Consider the following 24,496-nt stretch of genomic DNA (forward strand, 5'->3'; position numbering starts at 1 on the left):
TTTGTGTCCTGGACGCTTGACATGGGCATTCTTGTGGACGAGCATCGAAGCGCTTCGAATCCGAACGAACTCGCGGGGCGCGCTCCGTATCCGAAGCATCCGAAGCGTCGGAAGCGTCGGAAGACCGGAGCGTCCGCGCCACCGGGCACCCGCCGTGCCCCCCACACCGTCGCCACCACCGCACCGAGGGAAGGCTCACGTGACCGAACGTCACCCGCCGTTCCGCGACCCCGGACTGCCCCTGGGCAAGCGGGTGGAGGACCTGCTGTCCCGGCTGACGCTCACCGAACGGATCTCCCTGCTGCACCAGTACGCGCCGGACATCCCGAGGCTCGGCGTCGCCGCCTTCCGCACCGGACAGGAGGCCCTGCACGGCGTCGCCTGGATGGGGCCCGCCACCGTCTTCCCCCAGGCGGTCGGGCTCGGCGCCACCTGGAACGACGAGCTGGTGCGCCGCGTCGGCGAAGCGGTCGGCACCGAGGCGCGCGCCATGCGCTCCCGCGACGACCGCGTCGGCCTCAACGTCTGGGCGCCGACCGTGAACCTGCTGCGCCACCCGCTGTGGGGCAGGAACGAAGAGGGCTACGCGGAGGACCCGAAGCTGACCGCCGCGCTCGCCACCGCCTTCACCCGCGGCCTGCGCGGCGACCACCCGGTGTACTGGCGCACCGCCCCCGTCCTCAAGCACTGGCTCGCCCACAACAACGAGACCGCCAGGGACACCTCCTCCGCCTCCGTCCGCCCGCGCGTGCTGCACGAGTACGACCTGCGCGCCTTCCGGGCGCCCGTCGAGGCGGGCGCGGTCGCCGGGGTGATGCCCGCCTACAACCTGGTCAACGGCCGACCGAACCACCTCTCGCCGCACCTGGCCGGGCACCTGCGCCACTGGACCGAGGAGGAGCTCCTGGTCTGCTCCGACGCCGGTGCGCCCAGCAACCTCGTCCTGTCCCAGCGGTACTTCTCCACGTACGAGGAAGCCCTCGCCGCCGCGCTCGTGGCGGGCGTGGACAGCTTCACCGACCACGGCACGGACCCCTCGCCCACCACCGCGTGCCTGCGGCGCGCCTTGGACCGGGGCCTGGTGAGCGAGGCCGACATCGACCGTGCGGCGCGCCGCCACCTGTCCGTCCGCTTCCGGCTCGGCGAATTCGACCAGGACCCCGCCCCGTACGCCGACCCCGACGCGCGGGGCTTCGACACCCCCACCCACCGGGCGCTCGCCCAGGAGGCCGCCGAGCAGGCCGTCGTGCTGCTCAAGAACGACGGCCTGCTGCCGCTCGCCGACGGCACCCGGATCGCCGTGGTCGGGCCGCTCGCCGACGAGTGCAAGACCGACTGGTACAGCGGTGCCCTGCTCCGCCGCGTCACGCCCCTCGACGGCCTGCGCACCCGCTTCGGCGCCGAGCACGTGACCTTCGCCGAGGGCGCCGACCGCATCCGCCTGAAGTGCGCGGGCGGCTGGCTCCAGGCGCCCACGAGCGACGCGGGTGACGCGCCGCGCAGTGCCGAGGCGGCGCTCGACCCGGCGCTGCTCACGGGCCGCACCGACCTGCCGCCGCTGACCGTCACCGCCGACGCGGCCCACGCCACCGAGTTCGCCCTGACCGACTGGGGCCAGGGAGTCTGCACGCTGCGGGCGCCCGACGGCCGCTACCTGTCGGTCGCCGACGACCGGTTCGTGCGCGCGTCGGCGGACCGGCCGGGCGGCTGGGTGGTCCAGGAGACGTTCACATGGGTCAGCCACGACGACGGGTTCCTCCTTCGGCACAGCGGGACAGGTGGGTACGTCTCTGTCGCCGCCGAGGGCGTGAAGGTTGCCGCGACCGGCGAACTCTTCGAGGTCGAGTACGTCGAGCGCGGCGAGTGGGCGGTGGCGCGCGCCGCGGCCGCCGCGGACGTGGTGGTCGTCGTGGCCGGGAACGACCCGCACGTGGGCGGCCGCGAGACCCAGGACCGCACCACCCTCGCCCTGCCCCCGCACCAGCGGCGGCTGTGGCGCGCGGCCCGCGGCGCCAACCCGCGCACCGCCCTCGCCCTGGTGTCCTCGTATCCGTACGCGGTCGCCGACGCGGACGACGAGCTGCCCGCCCTGCTGTGGACCGCGCACGGCGGCCAGGCGGCGGGCACCGCGCTCGCTCGCGTCCTGGCCGGAGACGTGTCCCCGGCCGGGCGCCTGCCGCAGACCTGGTACGCCCGCGACACGGACCTGCCGGGCCTGCTCGACTACGACATCATCGGCTCCCGGCAGACCTACCAGTACTTCGACGGCACCCCGCTCTACCCGTTCGGGCACGGCCTGAGCTACTCCTCGTTCGCGTACGAGGCGCTCGCCGTCGAACGCGAAGGGGACCTGCTCAAGGTCGCGTTCACCGTCACCAACACCGGCCCGGTCGCCGCCGACGAGGTGGCGCAGCTGTACGCCCGGTCCCTCGGCGTCTCGCCGGTCGCCCGGCCGCGGCGCCAGCTCGTCGGCCACCGCCGCGTGCACCTGGCGCCCGGGGCCTCGCGCCGCGTCGAACTGGACGTGCCGGTCGCCGAGTTGGGCCTGTGGGACGTCGCCCACGACCGGTGGACCGTGCCGCCGGGCACCTACGGAATCCTGGCGGGCGCCTCCAGCGAGGACATCCGCCTCACCACGGCCGTCGGCATCGACGGCGCGCCGCCCGCCGCGAGGCCCGTTCGGGGTGCGGGCCTCGCGGCGGTCGCGTACGACGAGCAGCGCGGCACCGAGATCGTCGACCGGACCAGGACGCACGGGGACGCGGTCACGGCCGCCCGCGGCGGCGAGGGCGAACTGCTCTTCCGGGACTGCGACTTCGGCGCCGCGACCGTGCTCGCCACCGGGACCGCGACAGCGGTCGCCACCAGGACCTCGACCGACACCGCCCCCGGCGCCGAGAGCGGCTCGGGCACCGCCTCCGTGACCGTCGAAGCCGCACTCGGCGGCAGCGTCCACCTCACGGCGGGCCACACCACCGCGACCCTCACCTTCCCGTCCGGCGGCGGCGCCTACGACTACACCACGCGCACCGCCGACCTTCCCGTCACCGGCGTCCGCGACCTGCGCGTCCACCTGCGCGGGCCCGTCCGCCTCGCCCGGCTCACCTTCCACGAGACCGCCACGCCGCCGTCCGTACCGACCCGGAGGACCCCCACGCGATGAAGTTCACCGACGGCTTCTGGCTCATGCGCGACGGCGTGCGGGCCTCCTACGCGACCGAGGTACGCGACCTGCGCGCGGGCGACGACCACTTCACGGCGTACGCGGCCGTCCAGCGCGTGCGCGGCCGCGGCGACACCCTCAACGCCCCGCTCATCACCGTCGAGTGCTTCTCCCCGGCCGAGGGCGTCATCGGGGTGCGCGCCACCCACCACGCGGGCCGCGCCGAGCGCCGCCCCGGCTTCGAGTTGTTCGGCACCGGGCCCGGCACGGCGAAGGTCCGCCAGGAGGGCACCGTCACCGAGCTGAGCAGCGGGCCGCTCACGCTGCGCCTGGACACGGCCGAGCCCTGGTGCCTTCGGTTCCTCGACGCCGAGGGGCGCACCCTGACCTCCGTCGGCCGCCGGGGCACCGGCTTCGCCACCCTGCCGGACGGCACGCACCACATGATCGGCCAACTGGCCCTCGGCGTCGGCGAGTACGTCTACGGCCTCGGTGAGCGCTTCACCCCGTACGTCAAGAACGGGCAGAGCGTCGACATCTGGCAGGCCGACGGCGGCACCAGCAGCGAGCAGGCGTACAAGAACATCCCCTTCCACCTCTCCTCGCGCGGCTACGGCGTCTTCGTCAACCACCCCGGGAAGGTCGCGTACGAGGTCGGCTCGGAGTCCGTCGGGCAGGTCCAGTTCAGCGTCGAGGACCAGACCCTGGAGTTCCTCGTGATCGCCGGGCCGACGCCGAAGGACGTGCTGCGCCGCTACACCGCCCTGACCGGCAGACCCGCACTCCCGCCCGCCTGGTCCTTCGGCCTGTGGCTGACGACGTCGTTCTGCACGCCCTACGACGAGGAGTCCGTCACGGCCTTCGTCGACGGCATGGCCGAGCACGACATCCCGCTGAGCGTCTTCCACTTCGACTGCTTCTGGATGCGCGAGTACCAGTGGACGGACTTCGCGTGGGACCCGGACGTCTTCCCCGACCCCGAGGGCATGCTGCGCAGGCTCCGCGAGCGCGGGCTGCGGGTCAGCGTGTGGATCAATCCGTACATCGCCCAGAAGTCACCGGCGTTCGCCGAGGCCGCGGCCCGCGGCCACCTCGTCAGGCGCCCGAACGGCGACGTCTGGCAGTGGGACCTGTGGCAGCCCGGCATGGCCCTGGTGGACTTCACCCGCCCCGAGGCGCGCGCCTGGTACGCGGACAAGTTGCGCGCCCTCCTCGCCCAGGGCGTCGACTGCTTCAAGACCGACTTCGGCGAGCGCGTGCCCACCGACGTGGTCTGGCACGACGGCTCCGACCCGGAGCGCATGCACAACCACTACACGCAGCTGTACAACCGCACCGTCTTCGACGTCCTGGAGCAGGAGCGCGGCACGGGGGACGCCGTGGTCTTCGCCCGCTCGGCGACCGCGGGCGGGCAGCGGTTCCCGGTGCACTGGGGCGGCGACTGCTCCGCGACCCTGGAAGCCATGGCCGAGTCGCTGCGCGGCGGCCTCTCCCTTGCCCTGAGCGGCTTCGGCTTCTGGAGCCACGACATCGGCGGCTTCGAGGGCACCCCGGACCCGGCGGTCTTCAAGCGCTGGCTCGCCTTCGGCCTGCTGTCCTCGCACAGCCGCCTGCACGGCAACGTGTCGTACCGGGTGCCGTGGGCCTTCGGCGCCGAGGCGGTCACCGTCGCCCGGACGTTCACCCGGCTCAAGCACCGACTGATGCCGTATCTGTACGCCGCGGCCGTCGAGGCCCACCGCACCGGCGTGCCCGTGCTGCGCCCCATGGTCCTGGAGTTCCCCGACGACCCGGCCTGCCGCACGCTCGACCGGCAGTACCTGCTCGGCCCCGACCTGCTCGTCGCGCCCGTCTTCACCGAGGAGGGAGACGTCGAGTTCTACCTCCCCGCGGGCACCTGGACCCACCTGCTCACCGGCGAGCGGGTCACCGGGCCCGGCTGGCGGCGCGAGCGCCACGGCTTCGAGAGCCTGCCCCTCTACGTGCGCCCCGGCGCGCTGCTCCCGTTGGGTGCCGAGGAGCAGCGGCCCGACGGCGACTGGCTCGACGGCCTCACGCTCCTGGTCACCGCGGACACCGACGGCGCCGAGACGACGGTGCCGACGCTCGACGGCCGCGTCGCCGCCACGTTCCGCGCGACGCGCCACGCGGACGGCGTGCGGGTGGTGGCCGAGGGCAGCGAGCGGCCCTTCCGGGTCCGGACCGTCGACGGGAGCGGCGAGGCGGCGGGCCCGCGCGAGGTGCTGCTGCCGAGAGGAGGTGGATGAGCGTGCCTCCGCAAGCGGACGCCGGTGACGCGGCCACCGAGTTCCACGCCTTCTTCGAGCGGCACTACGCCGAACTCTCCCGCCTCGCCCACCTGCTGACCGGCGAGTACGACGGCGCCGACGACCTGGCGGCCGACGCGCTGCTCGCGCTCTGGCACCGCTGGGACCGCGTGCGCGCCGCCGAGCACCCCGTCGCGTACGCGCGCGGCGTCGTCGCCAACATGGCGCGCAGCCACATCCGCAGCACGGTCCGCGAGCGCCGCCGCATCACGCTGTTCTGGTCGGGCCGCGGCGACGAGACGCAGGACCCGGACATACCCGCCGTGCTCGACGTGCAGGACGCGCTGCGCGGGCTGCCCTTCCGCAAGCGTGCCTGCGTCGTGCTCCGGCACGCCTTCGACCTCTCCGAGAAGGACACGGCGAACGCCCTCGGGATATCGGTGGGTACGGTGAAGAGCCAGACCTCGAAGGGCATGGCCGAGCTCCAGCGCCGGCTGGGGCCGCTCGCCACGCCGGAACGGGTACACGTCGCCGCCGTACAGGCCCGTGGGGGGACCGCGTGAGGAGGCGGGGACTTGATGAAGCGGCTGACGCCTGTGGGGGCCCGATGACGGACGACGACGTGACGGACGGCGAGACCACGGGCCGCGAGACCCGGGACGCGGACCTGCGCAGGCGGCTGCGCAGCGCGGCGCACGCCCACCGGCCCGACCGGGAGCGGATGCTCGCGCGCGTCGAACGGGGCATGGCCGCCCGTGACGGCGCGCGGGCGCCCCGGCCGCGGCTGGCCCGCCGCGTGCGCGGCGGTGGCGCGTCCTGGCTGCGCGTGGCCGGGACGACCGCCGCCGTGGCCGGGGTCTTCGCCGCCGGCGGCTACGGCGTGGCCACCGCCGTGCGCGGCGACGACCCGGTCGCGCGGACCGTGGCGACGACGCCCACCGCCCCGCCCGCCGCGAGCGCGCCCGCGCCGCCGACCGGCCCGCCCGCCGCGAGCGCGCCGCCGCCCGCCGCACCGGACCGCACCAAGCGCCCGCCCCGGCGCCCGGCGAGCGGCTCGCCGCCCACGACCCGGCCGCCCCGGCCCCCCGCGTCCGCCACACCGCCGCGCACCGCCTCCCGCGGCGTCCTGGTGCGGGCGAGCGGCAGGATCGACCCGGGCTCCAACCCGTACTGGTCGCAGAGCGACCTCACCGTCCACGCGCGCAGGCCGCTGACGACGCTCACCGTCGAGCTGCGCGTGGCCCGCTCCGACGAGGTCGCCGACACCGGCAGCTGGCGCTCGCTGCCCGCCGAGGACTTCACCGTCTCCGTCCACGAGCGGGACGGCTTCCTCGTCTACCGCTGGACGCTGCGCGCGGGGCGGACCGTACCGGCCGGGCGGCACGTGTTCGCCGGGCAGTACAACCACCCGGCGGGGGAGCGCGACGCCCGGGACGACACCTATGTGATCAGCTCGGGCGCGGCGGGCCAACGGGAAACCTGGAAGGGTGACGTCGAGCCCGCGGCGAAGTGAGGTGATCTAGCCAGGGCGGGAGCTAGAGCGTGTCCAGGATGTGGGGCAGGCCGAGGCGGTAGCGGGTCGCGTCGAGGCGCTTGGCCGCCTCGAACTCCGGCGGGCGGTGGCCGGTGAAGAGGCGGACGCGGTCCGCGGTGGAACCGGCGGCCTTCAACAGCGCGTTCGCGGCACGTCGCCCCGCCTCGTTGGCCGTCTCCATCGACGTGAAGTCGACGTTGCTGTAGGTGCGCACGTAGTCGGCGGCCAGGAACAGGTTCGAGATCGCGGTCGCCGCGTCGGGCCGGTGGTCCCAGGAACCGGCGTCGTTGAGCAAGTACGGTTCGTCGTTGGCCAGTTCGGCCCCGCCGCCCGGCTCGGTGACCGCCGGGTCGAGGAACCACGAGTGCCGCACGTCGTCGGGAAGGTAGCGGCGGCCGGTGTCCTCCAGGGCCGCCTTCAGCTGCGCCCACACCTCGTCCGCGACCTGCTGGCGGGTGCACCGCTTGGCGGGCTTGCCGTACACCAGGCCGGGCTTCTCCCAGTCGGAGATCACCACGGAGAACGAGTCCCGCGCCTCTCCGTCGCCCCAGGTGCGGGCGAAGTCCCGGCGCCAGAACTGGGACTGGCTGATCGACACCAGGGCCCAGGGGGAGTCGATGTAGGCCACGTGCCCCTGCACCACGGGCACCGGGCGGCGCAGGTAGTACTGGATGCCCTGTGACCACGTGGTGCGGAGCCGGTCCATGGCGGCGAGGCGCCGGTCGGCCGCGCGGATCTGCGGGCTCCACAGCCGGGTGGCGCGTTCGGCGGGAACCGCCGCGACGAACCAGTCCGCCTCGACGCGGACGGGTCCGTCGGCCGTCGCCGCCCGCGCGGCGGTGATCCGCCCGCCGCTCAGCTCCAGGGCCTCGACGGTGTGGCCCATCGCGAAGCGCACGCCCAGGGAGCGCAGATGGCGAGCCCAGGGTTCGATCCAGACCTCGCTCGTCGGGCCGTTGAAGATCCGGTCGCTCGGGCCGTCGACCCCGCGCTGGAGCAGGGAGAAGAGGATGGCCTCAAGGCCCTGCCCGCAGGTGCGGGTGCTCGCGTCCCGCGGCTTGAGCGCCTGGATCACCTGGGCCCCGCCGCCGAAGATCTTGGTGTAGTCCTCGGACTTCCCCTCGGCGGCCAGGAAGTCCAGCCACTTGACGTGCTCCCACTGCCCGTAGGACCGCTCGGGGCTGCTGGTCATCAGGATCGCAAGGCGCCGGGCGAAGTAGGCGGCCTCGTGCGCGGGCAGGTGGAAGAGCTGGTCGACGGCTCCCGTCACCAGGCGGAGGAGCGCGTCCACGTCGAGGGTCCGGTCCTCGAACGGCGTGGTGGGAATCGGCAGGTCGGGTCGGCCTCCCGCGCGGGCGAGGGCGATCCAGGGCACGGACGTGAGGTTGTCGTGAACGCCATGGGCGTTGCCGGGGTGGGGAATGCGTCGCAGGGTGTCGGGGAGGTTGTGGTAGAAGCCGAAGACACCGCGGTGCCCGTGCTCGCCCGGCAGATCCGCGCGGCCCTCGGTGCCGGTGCCGGGCACGGGGATGCTGCGGGCCTTGCCGCCCAGCGCCTTGCGCTCGTACACGGTGACGTCGAAGCCCCGCTCGGCCAGCTCGTGGGCGGCGGTGAGACCGCCGACGCCCGCGCCGAGCACCGCGACCCTGCCGCCCCGACGGGGTGCCGCCGGGGTGGTACGGGACGCCGCCGCGGAGGGGCGGGTGCCGGTGAGCGCCGTGACGCCCAGGGCGCCCGCCGCGGCGGTCCCGTAGCGCAGCAGCTGTCTGCGGCCGGGGTCAGGGGCGCTCGCCCCGTTCGGGTCCGCGTGCCCGTGCTGGCCTGCGTGCGGCATGCGTGCCACCTCCGCCCTTCCCGTCTCCTCGGGTGAACGCGGGCGACGGTAGCCGCAGGCGCGGCACAAGCGAACAACACGCTCTGGAGCACCGGCCGTTACGCGCCATGGTCAGCGGCGGACCCGAGCCCCAGGCCGTCGAGGACGGCGGCGAGCCGGTCGCGGTCCTCGGCGGCGAGGCCGCGCAGCGGCCTGGGCAGGTTCGGCTCCGACGCGAGGCCCAGGTGGGCGGCCGCGGCCGACATGACGCGCAGGCCGCCGTGGCGCCGGAACAGCTCCCACAGCGGTTCGAGGCGCTCGGAGCGGGCCGCTGCCCCGGCCGCGTCCCCGCCGCGGGCCGCCCGGGTGAGGGCGAGGGCGACGGTGGGGAAGAGCCCGCCGAGGACCGAGTACCACACGTCGCACCCCGCGGTCAGACCGGTGGCCGCCGACCAGTCGCCGCTGACGCCGAGGGAGACCGTGTCCGGGACGAGCGCCCGCAGCGCGGCGACGCGCTCGCGGGCCGCGGCCGGATCACCGGGCACCGGCGGGATCTTGATCGCGGCCACGTTCGGCAACCGCGCGATGCGGCCGTGGAGTTCGTCGCTGAAGTCCACGTGGGTGGTGCGCGGGTTGTCGTACACGCACAGCGGCACGGACAGCTCGCGCGTCACGTCCTCGTAGAGCCCGAACACCTCGTCGTCGCCGAGCGGCTGATACGTCATCGGGGCGAGCAGGACCGCCGCCGCGCCCGCCTTCTGCGCGTCCTCGGCGAGCGCCAGGACCTGCGCGGTGCGCAGGGCGCCGATCCCGACGAGCACCGGGGTGTCCCCGGCCGCCTCGACGGCGACGCGCGTGGCGCGGGCGCGCTCCTCGCGGGTCAGATAGGCGTAGCCGCCGGTGGAGCCGAGCGCGCCGATCGAGTCGACGCCCGCGGCGGCGAGGCGCCCGACGAGCCGGGCGTAGGCCCGCTCGTCGATGCCCGACTCGTCGGTGGGGGTCAGCGGGAAGGCGCTGAGGCCGGTGAACATGACGGGGTGTCCCTTCTGCGGAGGGTGTGCGGGAGCGGAGGGCGTGCGGGCCCGGGGCGGGTCACGCGGCGTGCGGGCGGTCGAGGACGGCGGCCAGATCGGCGGCGAACCGCCGGGCGAGCGGCTCGGTGAGCGCGGCGGTCGTGACCCGCAGCGCCTGCCGGTCGGCGGGACCCGCGGCGAAGAGGTCGCCGGGGCGCACGGCCCAGCCGCGGTGCGCGAGGGCCTCGACGACGGGCCGGGCCCGCTGGTCCAGGTCCACCCAGACGTTCAGGCCGTCGGGCCGCTGGGCTGCGGGGACACCGATGCCGTGCGCGGCCAGCTCCTCGACCAGGAGCGCCGAGCGCGCGGCGTAGGCGCGGCGCGCCCGGTCGTGCAGGGCCCGCACCTCCGGGTCGCCCAGGAGCTCGCGGGCGGTGTGCTGGAGCAGCAGGCTCACCCACATCGTGCCCGCGCTCAGCCGGGTCTCAAGGCGCCGGGCGGTCTCCCGGTCGGCGGCGACGAGGGCCAGGCGCAGGTCCGGGCCGAGGAACTTCGACACCGAGCGCACCAGCGCCCAGGTGGCGGTCCCCGTCGGCGTGACGCGGCGGTACGGCACGGCGGAGACGGCCGAGAAGTGGTCGTCCTCGACGACCAGGACCCCGGGGTGCGCGGCCAGGACGGCGCGCAGCTCGGCGGCCCGCCCCACGGTCAGGCTCGCTCCGGTCGGATTGTGGGCGCGAGGGGTGCACACCACCGCGCGCGCCCCCGACTCCAGGGCGACGCGCAGGGCCTGCGGGCGCATCCCGGCGTGGTCGACGGCGACCGGGGCGGTGCGGTAGCCGTTCAGGCGCAGCGTGCCGATGCTCGCGAGGAAGCACGGGTCCTCGACGGCCACGGCGTCGCCGCGCGTGAGGTGGGCGTTGAGGAGGCGCTCCGTGGCGTCCGCCGCGCCGTTCGTCACCAGGACCCGGAACGGGCGGTCCGGCAGGTCCTCGGCGAACCGCGCGGTCGCCCACTCCAGGAGGCCGGGGTCGACGGCAGGCGCGCCGTACAGCTGCGGCCGGTAGCCGCCGCGCCCGGCCGCCGCGAGGACGTCGGGCAGCAGCAGGGGATCGGGGTTGCCGCTGGCCAGGTCGGTGAGGCCGCCGCCGAACCCGGTGCCCTCGCGGGCCAGTTGGGGCGTCCCCGCGACCACGGTCCCGCCGCGCCCGTGGGTCTCGGCCACCCCGGCGACCACCAGCTGGCGGTACGCCGCCGCCACCGTGTTGCGGTTCACGCCGAGGTCGGCCGCGAGGGCCCGTACCGGCGGCAGCGGATCCGCGGGCGCCAGCTCTCCGGTCGTGATCAGGTCCCGCACGCTGTCCGCGATCTCCACGGCCGTCGCCCCGCGGATGCCCACGCCCATCACCTCCATCGCCCGGCCAGGCTTTGTCCTGTGCCAAACATAGGATTGTCCTATGTCAAACGCAATGGGTGGGGGAGGGGCGGTTCCCCGTCACTCCTCCGGCGCCGGGCGTGCGGCTGCCCGTCCGGAGCGGCGGGTCAGGGTGCGGTAACGGGCGGCGCGGTAGGGCCAGTTGTTGGTGATCCTCCCGGTCGCGGTCTTGTACCAGCTGTCGCAGCCCGCCTGCCACACGGTCTCGCCCAGGGCCTCCTGGACGTGGTCCTGGAAGGCGGCGAAGGCCCGTGGGGACACCTCCCACGTGTCCCGGCCGTCGCGGTCGAGCGTGGCCAGGCAGTCGAGGACGTAGCGGACCTGGGCCTCGATCATGAGGACCACGGAGTTGTTGCCGAGGTTGGTGTTCGGGCCGTAGAGGAAGAAGAGGTTGGGGAAGCCGGGCACGGTCATGCCGAGGAAGGCGGCAGCCCCGTCCGCCCAGGCCTCCTCGCGAAGGAGCTGCCCGCCCCGCCCGGTGACGGTCATGGGCGCGAGGAACTCGGTGGCGGTGAACCCCGTGCCGTAGATGAGGGTGTCGAGCACGTGCTCGGTGCCGTCGGCGGTCACCACGCCGCGCGGGGTGATCCGGGTGACCCGCTCGGTGATCAGCTCGACGTTGTCCCGCCCGAGCGCCGGAAGGTAGTCGTCCGAGATGAGGACGCGCTTGCAGCCGAGGGGGAAGTCCGGGGTGAGCTTGGCCCGCAGCACCGGATCCGGCACCTGCGTGCGCAGCTGGCGGCGGCAGAGGTACGCGACGGCCTCGCCGAGCCGCCCGCCCCGCACGGCCGAGTACAGCACGGTGTCGCAGAAGGCGAACCAGCCGCCCCGGAAGGCGAGACGGCCCGGCGCCGTGCGGAACAGGGCTTGGTGGACGGGCCCGTAGCGGTAGTCCCACTGGGGCATGACCCAGTTCGCCGAGCGCTGGAACACCCGCAGGGTGCGGGCCTGTCGCGCGACGCGCGGCACGAACTGCACCGCGCTCGGGCCGGTCCCGATCACCCCGACGGCCTTCCCGGTCAGGTCGTGCCGGTGGTTCCAGCGGGCCGAGTGGAACGCGGTGCCCGCGAAGTCCTCGCGGCCGGGCACGTCGGGGAACCGGGGCCTGTTCAGCTGGCCGACGGCCGTCACCAGGACCCGGGCGCGGTGGACGCGGCCCGCGGCGGTGCGCAGCTCCCAGCGCCGGCGCGTCTCGTCGTACGAGGCCGCGACGATCTCCGTGCCGAAGCGGATGCGCGGGCGCAGGCCGTGCGCGTCGGCGCAGTCGTGCAGATAGCGCAGCAGCTCCGGCTGCCGGGGGTAGGCGCGGCTCCAGTCCTCGCGGGGCGCGAAGGAGTACGAGTACAGCTGCGAGGGGATGTCGCAGCCCGCGCCCGGGTAGGTGTTGTCCCGCCACACCCCGCCGAGGTCGTCGGCCTTCTCGTACACGGTGAACGAGGTGACACCGGCCCGGGTCAGCCGCATGGCCATGCACAGCCCGGCGAACCCGGCGCCGATGACGGCGACGTGATCTGTCATCCCTTTTCCTCCGTCTCCGGCGGTGGCGAGGCCCCCCGTCGCCCGCGAGTCGGCGCTACCGGTCCGTGAACCGAGGCTCCCGCTTCTCCAGGAAGGCCCGCATCCCTTCCCGCTGATCCTCCGTGGCGAACAAGCCGTGGAACACCCGCCGTTCGAAGAGGATGCCGTCGCGCAGGCCCGTCTCCAGGGCCCGGTCGACGGCCTCCCGGGCGGCGCGGACGGCGGCCCGGCCGTAGGAGGCGATGACCGCGGCCGCCTCGGTGGCCTCGGCCAGGACGTGGGCGTCCGGCACGACGCGGGAGACCAGACCGCAGCGCTCCGCCTCCGCCGCGCCCATCCGGCGGCCGGTGAGGACGAGGTCCATGGCCTTGGCCTTCCCGACCAGGCGCGGCAGGCGCTGGGTGCCGCCGATGCCGGGGATCACGCCCAGCGTGACCTCCGGCTGCCCGAAGACGGCGGACTCGCCCGCGATGACGAGGTCGCACATCATCGCCAGCTCGCAGCCCCCGCCCAGCGCGTAGCCGTTGACCGCCGCGACCTTCGGGGTGCGCAGGGCCGCGAACTCCTCCCAGCCCGCGAAGTAGTCCTCCGCCGCCATCCACGCCGCGCTCTTGTCGGCCATCTCCTTGATGTCGGCGCCCGCCGCGAAGACCCGGTCGGAGCCGGTGACGACGACGCACCCGATGTCGGGGTCGCGATCCAACGGGCGCAGCTCGTCGAGGAGTTCGGTCATCAGGTCGTGGTTGAGCGCGTTGCGCACGTCGGGGCGGTGCAGCCGGACCGTGACCACTCGGCCGTCCCGCTCGATCTTGAGGTTCCGCACAGGTCTTCCTCCCGGTCGACACGTATCCGTTGGGCGGCCGCGGACTCACGGCCGCGGACTCGTGGGCGCGTACGGCGGGGGCTACGAGTCCCAGATCGCCCCGTACGCGGGGACACCGCGACGTTCCAGGCCGTGCACCACCTGCCAGGTGAGCTTCTTGTTGGAGATGCAGATGACCGCGTCGGCGCCGAACTCCGCGTACGCGGCGTACGCGAGCCGCACCATGTCCGGCTTGCCGTGCCGCCCCGTGTCCCAGACGACCGCGTCCGGCTGCACCGCGAGGATCTCGTCGACCAGCCCGTCCCCGTACGTCGTCCGCGGGTCGCGCGTCGCCCACACCAGGCGCGAGGGCACCTCGGCGGCGAGCAGGTGCGGCAGGCACGGGCCGATGCCGCTGCCGGTGGCGACGTAGACGACCTTCCGGAAGAGCGTCTCGACGTTGGCGACGCCCGCCGTCGTGATGCCCTTGACCCACACCCGGGCGGGCGCGTCGTCGATGAAGGAGCCCGTCCAGTCGCCCGCCCGCGAGATGGTCAGACGGAAGCCGGACTGGCCGGGAGCGGGCACGTTGGCGAAGGAGTGCCACTCCTTGAGGGGGCTGCGGCTGATCGCCGTCGACGACCCGGCGAAGGGGGTCACGCCGTGGTCGAAGCGGGCGATGGCGACGTGGGGCGACGGCCGTTCGATCCGTACGTCGACCTTGCGCAGGCGCAGCCACGGCAGCGCCACGCTGAACGTCACCAGGGCCAGGACCCAGATGCCCGGCTCGCCGGGGCCGCGCGCGAGCAACAGCGTGTGCGCCCAGAACAGGAGCAGCGCCGCCCAGCCTCCGAAGCGGTGGATCTTCTCGAAGCAGTCGTGGAAGCGGGACCGGAAGGGCGGCAGCGCGGTCGCCACGATGACGGCGAGCAGGGCGATCAGCGCGTACGAGACGGCGAGGACCGCGCCGGAGCCGTCCCCCACTGTCAGGGCGACGGTCAGCGCGAGGAACCAGGCTGTCCCCGCCAGCGCTCCGCCCACGTGCAGGCCGCCGAAGTGGTACACCTTGGCGAGCGTCCAGCGGACCTTCAGCGGCCAGGTCACCGGGGCCGAAGTCGCCACGCGGAAGAGGAAGTTGATGACGTACTGCTGGCGCACGACGACGGCGAGCGCGAGGTTCGCGAGCGCGGGACCGAGGGCGCTCTCGTCGTGCGGGAGGTCCCCCGCCGTGGCGGCGAAGGCGAGGTTGGCGGTGACGACGAGGGCGGCGAGGCGGTAGTAGTGCATGAGGCGCGGGTGCTTGAGGATCCGCCGCGGCCAGGAGGTCAGCGGCGGCAGCACCACGTCGTCGCCGAAGCGGGGAGTGGGCGGGACCGGGTGCCGCAGGGGAGGAGACGAAGGGGACGAAGGAGACGCCGTCACCGGGCCGCCCCCTCCGCGAGCCGCAGCAGGGCACCCTTGTCGATCTTCCCCCGGTCGGTCTCCGGCAGGGTCGCGAGGGGGAACACGGCCGCGGGCACGCAGTAGTAGGGCAGCGCGGCGGCGACCGCGCCGCGCGCCGCCTCCGCGTCCACCTCCTGCGGGCAGACGAAGGAGACCAGGCTGTGCGCGTCCCGCCGCAGGGTCACCGCGCGGCGGCAGCCGGGCACGGACTCCAGGACGGCGGAGACCGCGTCCGGCTCGACGCGAAAGCCCCGGATCTTCACCTGGTCGTCGGTCCTGCCCAGGTGTTCGAGCTCACCCTCGGCCGTCCAGCGGCCCAGGTCGCGGGTGCGGAACATGCGGCGGCCGCCACCGAGGAACGGGTCGGGCGCGTACCGCTCGCGCGTCAGGGCCGGGGCGCCGAGGTATCCGGCGGACACGCAGTCGCCGCCCGCCCACATCTCGCCCGTCCGCCCGATGGGGAGCGGCCTGCGGTGCTCGTCGAGGACGTAGACGGTGTTGTTGGGAGTAGGGCGGCCGATCGTGAGCTGGGGCGCGGTGGGGGAGTGGCGCCGCATCGTGTTCACGATCGTGGTCTCCGTCGGGCCGCAGCAGTTGTAGAAGGCACAGGTGGCGGCCCACAGGTCGGCGAGCGGCCGGGGGCAGGGCTCACCGGCCACGGCCACGGTCCGCACGCGCGGGCACGTGCGCGGATCGATGCCCGAAAGGACGGTCGGTGTGGCGATCAGGACGTCCGCCCGGCGCGCGGTCTCGGCGATGTCCTTGCCCCGGATGAGGAGCGTCCCGCCGTGCGTCAGCGCGCCGAGGATCTCCCAGGCGGCCATGTCGAAGGCGATGTTGAGGAGTTGGGCGACGCGCTGCCCGGGGCCGATGCCGAGGCCGCCCGGCTCGGTGAGCAGGATGTTGCAGACGTTGCGGTGGGTGACGGTCACGCCGTTGGGCGTGCCGGTGGTGCCGGAGGTGAACAGGACGTAGCAGCCGTCGTCGGGGCGGGTGGCGCGGGTGAGCTGTCGCGGGCGGCACGCGGAGGAGGTGGGGGAGGTGGAGACGGGGTCGGGCTCCTGGTCGAGGGCGATCCGCACGGCGCCCGGGGACGGCGGCACGCGGTCCGCGTAGCGGATCTGGGTGAGCACCACCCGGATGCCCGCGGCGCGCAGGACGTGCCGCAGTTGGGCGTCCGGGGTGAGCCCGATGTCCTGCGGGACGTACGCGGCCCCGGCCTTCAGGGCGGCGAGCAGCCCGACCAGCATCGGGATGGACCGGCGTACGAAGAGGCCGACGCGGTCGCCGGGCCGCACGCCTTCGCGCACGAGGCGGGCGGCGAGCCGGTCCGCCCGGAGGTTCAGCTCGCCGTAGGTGACCCGCGCGCCCTCGTGCTCGGCGGCGACGGTGCCCGGGGCGGTCCTGGCGCGGTGCTCGAAGGCCTCGTGGACGAGGCTGTGGGGGAGAGGGGTGACGGGGCCGTACCCGAACTCCGTGAAGAGTCGGCGATCGCGGGGCGTGAGGTGGCTCAGCAGCATGTGCGGGAGACCTCCTGGCTGTCGCGCATGACGGATCGTGGGCGGATCGGTCGTGATGTCGAACGCCTTGCGGTCTTTCGGACAGATGACTTTAGCCCCACTGCTCGAAGCTTCAACTAGGCCTGTTCGGCCAGGAAGTGATGCGTAATCAGTCACAGGTGGCGACCCGCGTCACGGCGGCAACCTGCCTCGGTGCGGTGGCGACCAAGGGGTGGGGACGTGCGTGCCCGGCGCGCGGGCGCGCGGGCACGGCGAGGCCGTGGCCGCGCGCCGACCTGGTGAAGGGGCGTCGGCTAGCCGGTGAGGACCTCGCGTACGAAGGCGTTGCGGAACTTCCCCCTCGGGTCCAGCGTGTCGGCGAGCGCCACGAAGGCGGCCCAGCACGGGTAGCGGGACCGGATCTCGGCAGGCGCCAGGGTGAACACCTTGCCCCAGTGCGGGCGCGGCGCGAAGGGCGCCAGGCGCTCCTCGACGAGGGACACCACGGGCAGCACGGCCGCCGGGTCCGGCACCCAGGTGAAGTGGAAGGCGACGGTGTCGCGGCCGTACGCCGGGCTCAGCCACTGACGGTCGGCGGCGACCGTACGGACCTCGCAGACCTGGAGGGCGGGCGCGATCGCGGCGCGGACCGCGTCGAGGGAGCGCAGCGCGTCGAGCGCGTGCTCGCGCGGCAGGAGGTACTCCGACTGCAGCTCGGCGCCGTTGCTGGGCGTGAACTCGGCCCGGAAGTGGGGCAGCCGCTCGTGCCAGGGGCCCGGTTCCCCCAGCTGCGGGGTGCAGTGAGTGGCGGGCATCCCCGGCACGGGGTGCCGGGGTGTGTCGGCGGGCTTCGCCCAGGGGAAGTCCACCGGGCGGTCCGCGCGCTGCTTGAGCCACACCTGCGTGAAGCGCGGACCGTGCCAGTCGGTGAAGAGACTCACGCTGTACGCGGCCGCGGAGACCGCCGCGAAGTCAACCCCGGCGAGGGGCAGTTCGGTGAAGACGTGCTGGCTCACCGCGAAGTCGGGCACCAGGTCGAGCGTGAGCGCCGTGACGACGCCGAGCGCGCCGAGCGCGACCACCGCACCGTCGAATCCGTCGTCGCCCCGGCGCAGGACGAGGGGAGTGCCGTCTGCCGTGACGAGCTCCACGGCGCGCACGGCCGCGGACAGGGGCTGGTTGGCGTCGCCCGAGCCGTGGGTGCCGGTGGCGACGGAGCCCGCTACCGAAATGTGCGGCAGCGAAGCCATGTTGGGCAGCGCGAGCCCGTGTGCGTGGACGTGGCGGGCCAGTTCGGCGTACCGCACCCCGCCCGCGACGCGCACGGTGCGGGCCGCCGTGTCGACGTCCACGGCGGGCGGCAGCGCGGCCAGGGAGAGCAGCGTGCCGCCCGGGTCGGTGTCGGCGACCCGGTTGAACGAGTGCCCGCTGCCGAGGACCCGCACCTGACGGCTGTCCGCGACCAGCGCGCGCAGCTCGTCGAGGGAGCCGGGGCGGTGCGGCTCGCCCGCCGAGAAGGTGATGTTCCCCGCCCAGTTGGTCACGGTCCCGCGCGCGGGCCCAAGGTCTGTACCGCTCATCGTGCCGCCCCTCTTCCGTGGTCCGTCGTCCGGGGCCCGTCGTGCCTCACCCGTCACGAGCCGTACGTCGTCCCGTCGCGAGGCGTGCCGGTGTGCGGCCCGTGGAGACGGGCGCCGCGGAAGTCCGGCCCGACCCGTTGACCTCCCCGTAGCGCGACCTTACCGTTTCGGCGTTCGGAATAGCAGATGGCGTTCGAAATGGCGAACATTTCTGACGGGCACCTCCCTCCCGGAAAGGCGGACCGCACCGTGAGCAGCAAGGAACTCCGCAGCCGCAGAACGATGTTGAAGGGTGCGCTGGCCGTCGGCGCCGCGGCCGCGGGCGCGCTGACCGTGGCGCCGGGTGCCGCCCACGCGGCCTCGCCCACTGACGTCACGCCCGACGCCGCCAAGGCGGCCCCCTTCGCCAACCCCCTGGTCCGCAACCGCGCCGACCCGCACGTCCACCGCCACACCGACGGCAGCTACTACTTCACCGCCACCGCGCCCGAGTACGACCGCATCATCCTGCGCCGCTCCCGCACCCTGCGGGGCATCGCCACCGCCGAGGAGGCCGTCGTGTGGCGGCGGCACACCAGCGGCGACATGGGCGCGCACATCTGGGCGCCGGAGATCCACCACATCGACGGCAAGTGGTACCTCTACTTCGCCGCCGCGCCCGCGCACGACGTGTGGAAGATCCGCATGTGGGTCCTGGAGAACGCCAGCCGCGACCCCTTCACGGGCACGTGGGTCGAGAAGGGCCGCATCGCCACCGCCTGGGACACCTTCTCGCTGGACGCCACCACCTTCACGTACCGCGGCTCGCGCTACCTCGCCTGGGCGCAGAAGGAGCCCGGCGTGGACCACAACAGCGCCATCTTCCTCTCCAGGATGGCGAACCCCTGGACCCTGACGGGCCCGCAAGCCCGGCTCACCACCCCCGAGTACGACTGGGAGTGCGTGGGCTTCAAGGTGAACGAGGGCGCCTCGTTCCTCCAGCGCAACGGGCGCGTCTTCATGACGTACTCCGCGAGCGCCACCGACGCCAACTACCGCATGGGGCTGCTCACCGCCGAGGCGGGCAGCGACCTGCTCGACCCCACGTCCTGGACCAAGGCGCCGAGACCGGTCTTCACGAGCAACGACACGACCAAGCAGTACGGGCCCGGCCACAACTCCTTCACCGTCGCCGAGGACGGCCGCACCGACGTGCTCGTCTACCACGCCCGCCCGTACAAGGAGATCGTCGGCGACCCGCTGAACGACCCCAACCGCCACACCCGCGTCCAGCGCCTGGGCTGGAAGCCGGACGGCACCCCGGACTTCGGCGTCCCCGTGGCGGACGGGCCGATTCAGCTCTGACCCGCGTCCGCTGCCGTCCCGCAAGCGCCTCGACGGGAATCCGCCCTCCACGGAAGGAACCGCATGACCGACCGCCTCGCCCGCTTCACCCTCGACCCCGCGTTCACCGTCGGCACGGTCGACCCGCGCCTCTTCGGTGCCTTGGTCGAGCACCTCGGCCGCTGCGTCCACACGGGCATCCACGAGCCCGGGCATCCGGCCGCCGATGCCGACGGGCTGCGCACGGACGTACGGGAGTTGGTCCGCGAGCTCGGCGTGAGCGTGATCCGGTACCCGGGCGGGAACTTCGTCTCCGGATACCGGTGGGAGGACGGCGTCGGGCCGGTGGCCGACCGGCCTAGGCGGCTCGACCTGGCCTGGCGCTCGACGGAGAGCAACCGCTTCGGACTGAGCGAGTTCGCGGCCTTCACCCGCGAGACGGGCACCGAGCCGATGATGGCGCTCAACCTCGGGACGCGCGGCGTGGCCGAGGCGCTCGACCTCGTGGAGTACGCCAACCACCCCGGCGGCACGGAACTGTCCGAGCGGCGCGTCGCGCACGGCGACAAGGAGCCGTTCGGCATCCGCCTGTGGTGCCTCGGCAACGAGATGGACGCCCCGTGGCAGACCGGCCGCAAGACGGCGGAGGAATACGGCAGGCTGGCCGCCGAAACCGCCCGCGCCCTGCGCCAGTTCGACCCCGGACTCACCCTCGTCGCCTGCGGCAGCTCGCACCGGGGCATGCCCACGTTCGCGGCCTGGGAGGCCACCGTCCTCGCCGAGACGTACGACCTCGTCGACCTGGTCTCCCTGCACGCCTACTACGAGGAGGCGGACGGTGACCGCGACTCCTTCCTCGCCTCCGCCGTCGACATGGAGAGCGCCATCGACGCCGCCGTCGCCACCTGCGACCACGTCGGCGCCCGCCTGAAGTCCAAGAAGAGGATCAACCTCTCCTTCGACGAGTGGAACGTCTGGTACCAGCGCCGCTCCCCCGCGCACGCGGTCGAGGACTGGCAGGAGGCGCCCCGGCACCTGGAGGACGTCTACACCGTCACCGACGCCGTCGTCGTCGGCTCGCTCCTCATCGCCCTGCTGCGGCACGCGGACCGGGTGGCCGTCGCCTGCCTCGCGCAACTCGTCAACGTCATCGCCCCGATCATGACGGAGCCCGGCGGTCCCGCCTGGCGGCAGACCACGTTCTACCCCTTCGCCCAGGCCTCGCGGTACGGCCGCGGCGAGGTCCTCGACGTCCGGGTGGACGCCCCGACGTACCCGACGGAGCGGTTCGGCGAGGTGCCGCTGCTGCACGCGACCGCCGTACGCGGCGAGGACGGCACCGTCACGGTCTTCGCGGTCAACCGCGACCAGCGGGCGCCGCTGCCCCTCGATGTCGCCCTGCGCGGCCTCGACCTCACGCGGGTGGTCGAGCACACCGCCCTCGCCGACCCGGACCCCGACGCCAGGAACACGCTCGACGACCCCGCGCGCGTGACCCCGCACCCGGTGACCGGGGCGAAGATCGCGGACGGGACGCTGCACGCCGTCCTGGAACCGCTCTCCTGGAACGTGATCCGGCTGGCCTGACCCGCACGCGCGCCCTTCGCGGTCGATCCGCCACGCGCCATCGGCCCGGCCGACGCCTCCGCGCGCATTCCCCGGAGCGTTCCCTTCCGGACATCTGCCCGGTGCTCACGACGTGCCCGCGCGGGGCCCGTCTCACTCCGCCGGGCCGGTGGCCGTGAAGTGGCGGACGAAGCGGCGCTGCCAGGGCGTCTCCACCGCGCGGCGGTGGTAGCGCGCGCGGACGTAGGCGACGGCCTCGTCGGCGGGTACACCGTCGCACACGGCCAGGCACGCGAGCGCCGTCCCGGTCCGGCCGACACCGCCGCCGCACGCGACCTCGACGCGCTCGGTGGCGGCCCGCGCCCACGCCTCGCCGAGCAGCCGCCGTGCCTCCTCGCGGTCCGACGGCAGCCGGAAGTCGGGCCAGCGCAGCCAGCGCGCGTCCCAGGCGACCGGGGGCGCGGGCTTGCCGAGGAGGTAGACGGCGAACACCGGCTCGGGCCCCTCGGGCAGCGGTCTGCGCAGCCCACGTCCGCGTACGAGCCGCCCCGAGGGCAGCCGGAGCACGCCCGGTTCGGTGTCACGCCATGTCTCGGCCATGTGATCACCGTAGCCGTCCCGCGCGGAGCCGGTGTCCACTGTGAGCTAGCCGATAATCACCGGGTTCTAACGGAATCTTGACTTCAGCAGGGCATAGTGCATGGCATGACAACCATGGTTCCTGTCTGCCCGTACTGCGGGCGGGTCGAGTGCATATGCCCGGCGGCGGGCGGCGGCCCCGCCCCGGTGCTCGCGGTGAGCGTCACCACTTGTGTGTCCGTGGCCGAAACGCCCGGCGTCGTCCGCGTCAGGAGGTCGACGGCCGCGCCGCCGCCGTCGTAGCGGGACCCTGAGGTGAGCCGTCCGCCGCCGTCGCGCTCGCCTCAGTCCGCCGAAAAGCTGTGCACCGTAGCCGACTTGTACACCTCTCCGGGCCGCAGCACCGTGGAGGGGAACGACGCCTGGTTCGGAGAGTCGGGGAAGTGCTGCGTCTCCAGGCACAGCCCGTCCCCTTGGCGGTAGGTGCGGCCGGAGGTGCCGGTCAGCGTGCCGTCCAGGAAGTTGCCCGAGTAGAACTGCACGCCCGGCTCCGTGGTGGCGACGCGCAGCGCGCGGCCCGACTCCGGGTCGCGCAGCGTCGCGAAGTGCCGCGGGCGCTGCGTGATCCCCTTGTCGAGGACCCAGTTGTGGTCGTAGCCCTTGGCCGTCACCAGTTGCTCGTGCCCGGCGCGGATGTCCTGCCCGATCGGCTTCGGCCGCCGGAAGTCGAAGGGCGTGCCCCGCACGGCGGCCAGCTCACCGGTGGGGATGAGCGTCGCGTCCGTGGGGGTGTAGCGGGAGGCGGCGAGCCGCAGTTCGTGGCCGAGGACGTCACCGCTGCCCTCGCCCGCGAGGTTGTAGTAGGTGTGGTTGGTGAGGTTCACGACCGTGGCCTTGTCGGTGGTCGCCTCGTACGCGATGTGCCAGTCGCCCCGCGCGGTCAGCGTGTACGTCACCTTCGTGCGCAGCGTGCCCGGATAGCCCATCTCGCCGTCGGCGCTGACGTAGCGCAGGACCAGGCCGACGCCGGATCGGTCCGCGAACGGCTCGACGTCCCACACGCGTTTGTCGAAGCCCTTGGCGCCGCCGTGCAGGCTGTTCTCTCCGTCGTTGACGGAGAGCTGGTGGCTCTTGCCGTCGAGCGTGAAGCGGCCCCCCGCGATGCGGTTGCCGTAGCGGCCGATCAGCGCGCCGAAGAAGGTCGTGGCGGTCAGGTAGTCGGCGAGGTTGTCGAAGCCGAGCGACACGTTCGCGTACCGGCCGCGGTGGTCCGGGAGTTCGAGGGACTGCACGATGCCGCCGTAGGAGAGCACCTTCATGCGGGTGCCGCCGTACTCCAGGCTCCAGCGGTACACCTTCGTGCCGTCGGGCAGGGTGCCGAAGAGCTCCTTCGACGGCTTGGCCGGGCGGGCCGCGTGCGCGCTGCCCGCGGCGGCCATGGTGAGGCCCGTCGCCGCGGCCGCTGTCAGGACGGTTCGTCTACTGGTTTCCATGTGTGGCTCCAGGAACGGGATGGTGAGGGGGTGTCAGCTGGAAGCTAAGCGGTCTTGTGGAAGTGTGGTGGGGTTCGGCAGCGCCCTGAAGGGGCGCGGGGCTGTGCCGATATGCGGCTCCGCCGCGAAGGGGGTCCCCCCCCTGTTCGAGCGAAGCCGAGAACTTGGGGGAGCGCCCAGCCACGACGGTCCCGCAGGCGATCGACGGCCCATCGCGGCAGTTCCAGCGAAGCGCTTAGCGGCCGACCTTGCGCTTGTTCCAGACGTCGAAGCCGACGGCGGCGAGCAGGACCAGGCCCTTGATGACCTGCTGGTAGTCCGTGCCGATGTTGACCAGGGACATGCCGTTGTTGAGGACGCCGAGGACCAGGCCGCCGATGACGGCGCCCATGACCGTGCCGACGCCGCCGCTCATCGACGCGCCGCCGATGAACGAGGCGGCGATCGCCTCCAGTTCGAAGTTGAGGCCCGCCTGCGGGGTGCCCGCGTTGAGGCGTGCGGCGTACACACAGCCCGCGAGGGCCGCGAGGACCCCCATGTTCACGAAGATCAGGAAGGTGACGCGCTTGTCCTTGACGCCGGACAGCTTGGCGGCGGCCTTGTTGCCGCCGAGCGCGTACACGTGCCGTCCGATCACCGCGTTGCGCATCACATAGCCGAGGCTGATCAGGAGCCCGCACATGATGAGCAGCACCACGGGCACGCCGTGGAAGCTGGCGAGGGTCAGCGTGAACGCCACCACCGCGGCCGACATCGCCACGCACTTGGCCACCCACAGGCCGGTCGGCGTCACGTCGAGGTCGTAGGCGAGCTGCTGCTTGCGGTGGCGCCACTCGCGAAGCAGCAGGAACGCGATCGTCGCGGCGCCGATCACCAGGGTCGGGTTGTGGTACTGGGTGTAGGGGCCCATCTCCGGGATGAAGCCCTTGGCGATGTTCTGGAAGCCGTCGGGGAACGGCGACAGCGACTGGCCCTCCAGGACGATCTGCGTGAGCCCGCGGAACAGCAGCATGCCGGCCAGCGTCACGATGAACGACGGGATGCCGACGTACGCGATGAAGAAGCCCTGCCACGCGCCCGCGACCGCGCCGATGAGGAGCGACAGGATGAGCGCGAGCACCCAGGGCATGTCGTGTTTGACCATCATCACCGCCGACATGGCGCCGACGAAGGCCACCAGGGAGCCGACGGACAGGTCGATGTGACCGGCGATGATGACGATCATCATGCCGATGGCGAGGATGAGGATGTAGCCGTTCTGCTGGATCAGGTTGGAGACGTTGCTGGGCAGCAGCAGCGTGCCGTCCGTCCAGATCTGGAACAGGACGACGATGAACGCCAGGGCGACGAGCATGCCGTACTGGCGCATGTTGGCGCGCATCAGCTCGATGAGCAGCGCACCGGTCGACCGCTGTGCGGGCGGCGCTTCGGACGCGTCCTTCGGCGGTGTGGTCGTGGTGGTCATGGC

General features: G+C 73.5%; 18 protein-coding genes. 7 read left to right on the plus strand and 11 right to left on the minus strand.

What is annotated here, in order from left to right:
* The first annotated feature begins 199 nt into the window (after positions 1-199).
* Genes ACIG3E_RS26475 through ACIG3E_RS26490 form a run of 4 tightly spaced genes read left to right on the plus strand, consistent with a single transcriptional unit; the run spans position 200 to position 6,943 of the window.
* The gene (locus tag ACIG3E_RS26475; protein WP_399621163.1) at positions 200-3,163 is read left to right on the plus strand and encodes a glycoside hydrolase family 3 C-terminal domain-containing protein; all 2,964 of its coding nucleotides are present in this window, start codon (positions 200-202) and stop codon (positions 3,161-3,163) included.
* Complete coding sequence (gene yicI, locus ACIG3E_RS26480; protein WP_399621165.1) at positions 3,160-5,430, plus strand: alpha-xylosidase; 2,271 nt, start codon at positions 3,160-3,162, stop codon at positions 5,428-5,430. The genes ACIG3E_RS26475 and yicI overlap by 4 nt, the downstream gene beginning before the upstream one ends.
* Positions 5,427-5,993, plus strand: coding sequence for a SigE family RNA polymerase sigma factor (locus ACIG3E_RS26485; RefSeq protein WP_399621169.1), 567 nt, complete (start codon positions 5,427-5,429; stop codon positions 5,991-5,993). The genes yicI and ACIG3E_RS26485 overlap by 4 nt, the downstream gene beginning before the upstream one ends.
* Positions 5,994-6,037: 44 nt before the next feature.
* The gene (locus ACIG3E_RS26490) at positions 6,038-6,943 is read left to right on the plus strand and encodes a hypothetical protein (RefSeq protein WP_399621172.1); all 906 of its coding nucleotides are present in this window, start codon (positions 6,038-6,040) and stop codon (positions 6,941-6,943) included.
* Between the two features lie 22 nt (positions 6,944-6,965).
* Here ACIG3E_RS26490 and ACIG3E_RS26495 read toward each other — a convergent pair whose 3' ends face one another.
* The 8 genes from ACIG3E_RS26495 to ACIG3E_RS26530 form a co-directional block, all read right to left on the minus strand.
* On the minus strand, positions 6,966-8,798 hold the full coding sequence (locus ACIG3E_RS26495; RefSeq protein WP_399621174.1) for an FAD-dependent oxidoreductase: 1,833 nt from the start codon (positions 8,796-8,798) through the stop codon (positions 6,966-6,968).
* A 98-nt stretch (positions 8,799-8,896) separates the two neighbouring features.
* Complete coding sequence (locus tag ACIG3E_RS26500) at positions 8,897-9,808, minus strand: dihydrodipicolinate synthase family protein (protein ID WP_399621178.1); 912 nt, start codon at positions 9,806-9,808, stop codon at positions 8,897-8,899.
* 61 nt (positions 9,809-9,869) lie between these two features.
* Entirely contained in the window at positions 9,870-11,189 is a 1,320-nt protein-coding gene (locus tag ACIG3E_RS26505) for an aminotransferase class I/II-fold pyridoxal phosphate-dependent enzyme (protein WP_399621181.1), read from the minus strand.
* Between the two features lie 96 nt (positions 11,190-11,285).
* Complete coding sequence (locus ACIG3E_RS26510; RefSeq protein ID WP_399621184.1) at positions 11,286-12,743, minus strand: flavin-containing monooxygenase; 1,458 nt, start codon at positions 12,741-12,743, stop codon at positions 11,286-11,288.
* Positions 12,744-12,798: 55 nt separating this feature from the next.
* Positions 12,799-13,566 carry an enoyl-CoA hydratase-related protein gene (locus ACIG3E_RS26515; RefSeq protein ID WP_399621187.1) on the minus strand — a complete coding sequence of 256 codons (768 nt, stop codon included), beginning with the start codon at positions 13,564-13,566 and terminating at the stop codon, positions 12,799-12,801.
* 81 nt (positions 13,567-13,647) lie between these two features.
* A complete protein-coding gene (locus tag ACIG3E_RS26520) occupies positions 13,648-14,931 on the minus strand; it encodes a hypothetical protein (RefSeq protein ID WP_399621446.1) in 1,284 nt (427 codons plus the stop codon).
* Positions 14,932-14,963: 32 nt separating this feature from the next.
* The gene (locus ACIG3E_RS26525; RefSeq protein WP_399621190.1) at positions 14,964-16,508 is read right to left on the minus strand and encodes an amino acid adenylation domain-containing protein; all 1,545 of its coding nucleotides are present in this window, start codon (positions 16,506-16,508) and stop codon (positions 14,964-14,966) included.
* Between the two features lie 293 nt (positions 16,509-16,801).
* Positions 16,802-18,067 carry an FAD-binding protein gene (locus ACIG3E_RS26530; protein ID WP_399621193.1) on the minus strand — a complete coding sequence of 422 codons (1,266 nt, stop codon included), beginning with the start codon at positions 18,065-18,067 and terminating at the stop codon, positions 16,802-16,804.
* A 282-nt stretch (positions 18,068-18,349) separates the two neighbouring features.
* Between ACIG3E_RS26530 and ACIG3E_RS26535 the strand changes: the two genes are divergently transcribed.
* On the plus strand, positions 18,350-19,411 hold the full coding sequence (locus tag ACIG3E_RS26535; protein ID WP_399621448.1) for a family 43 glycosylhydrolase: 1,062 nt from the start codon (positions 18,350-18,352) through the stop codon (positions 19,409-19,411).
* A 63-nt stretch (positions 19,412-19,474) separates the two neighbouring features.
* Positions 19,475-20,977, plus strand: a complete 1,503-nt coding sequence (locus ACIG3E_RS26540; protein WP_399621196.1) for an alpha-N-arabinofuranosidase — start codon at positions 19,475-19,477, stop codon at positions 20,975-20,977.
* Positions 20,978-21,109: 132 nt separating this feature from the next.
* On the opposite strand, the gene ACIG3E_RS26545 is transcribed toward ACIG3E_RS26540, so the two are convergent.
* The gene (locus ACIG3E_RS26545) at positions 21,110-21,556 is read right to left on the minus strand and encodes a protein-tyrosine phosphatase family protein (protein ID WP_399621199.1); all 447 of its coding nucleotides are present in this window, start codon (positions 21,554-21,556) and stop codon (positions 21,110-21,112) included.
* Between the two features lie 105 nt (positions 21,557-21,661).
* On the opposite strand from ACIG3E_RS26545, the gene ACIG3E_RS26550 reads away from it, so the two are divergent.
* Positions 21,662-21,838, plus strand: coding sequence for a hypothetical protein (locus ACIG3E_RS26550; protein ID WP_399621202.1), 177 nt, complete (start codon positions 21,662-21,664; stop codon positions 21,836-21,838).
* A 41-nt stretch (positions 21,839-21,879) separates the two neighbouring features.
* Here ACIG3E_RS26550 and ACIG3E_RS26555 read toward each other — a convergent pair whose 3' ends face one another.
* A complete protein-coding gene (locus ACIG3E_RS26555) occupies positions 21,880-23,028 on the minus strand; it encodes an aldose epimerase family protein (protein ID WP_399621204.1) in 1,149 nt (382 codons plus the stop codon).
* A 235-nt stretch (positions 23,029-23,263) separates the two neighbouring features.
* Entirely contained in the window at positions 23,264-24,493 is a 1,230-nt protein-coding gene (mmsB, locus tag ACIG3E_RS26560; RefSeq protein ID WP_399621207.1) for a multiple monosaccharide ABC transporter permease, read from the minus strand.
* Between the last annotated feature and the right edge of the window lie 3 nt (positions 24,494-24,496).

Origin of the sequence: Streptomyces sp. NPDC053474 (assembly GCF_044544845.1) — a bacterium.
Classification (GTDB): Bacteria; Actinomycetota; Actinomycetes; order Streptomycetales; family Streptomycetaceae; genus Streptomyces.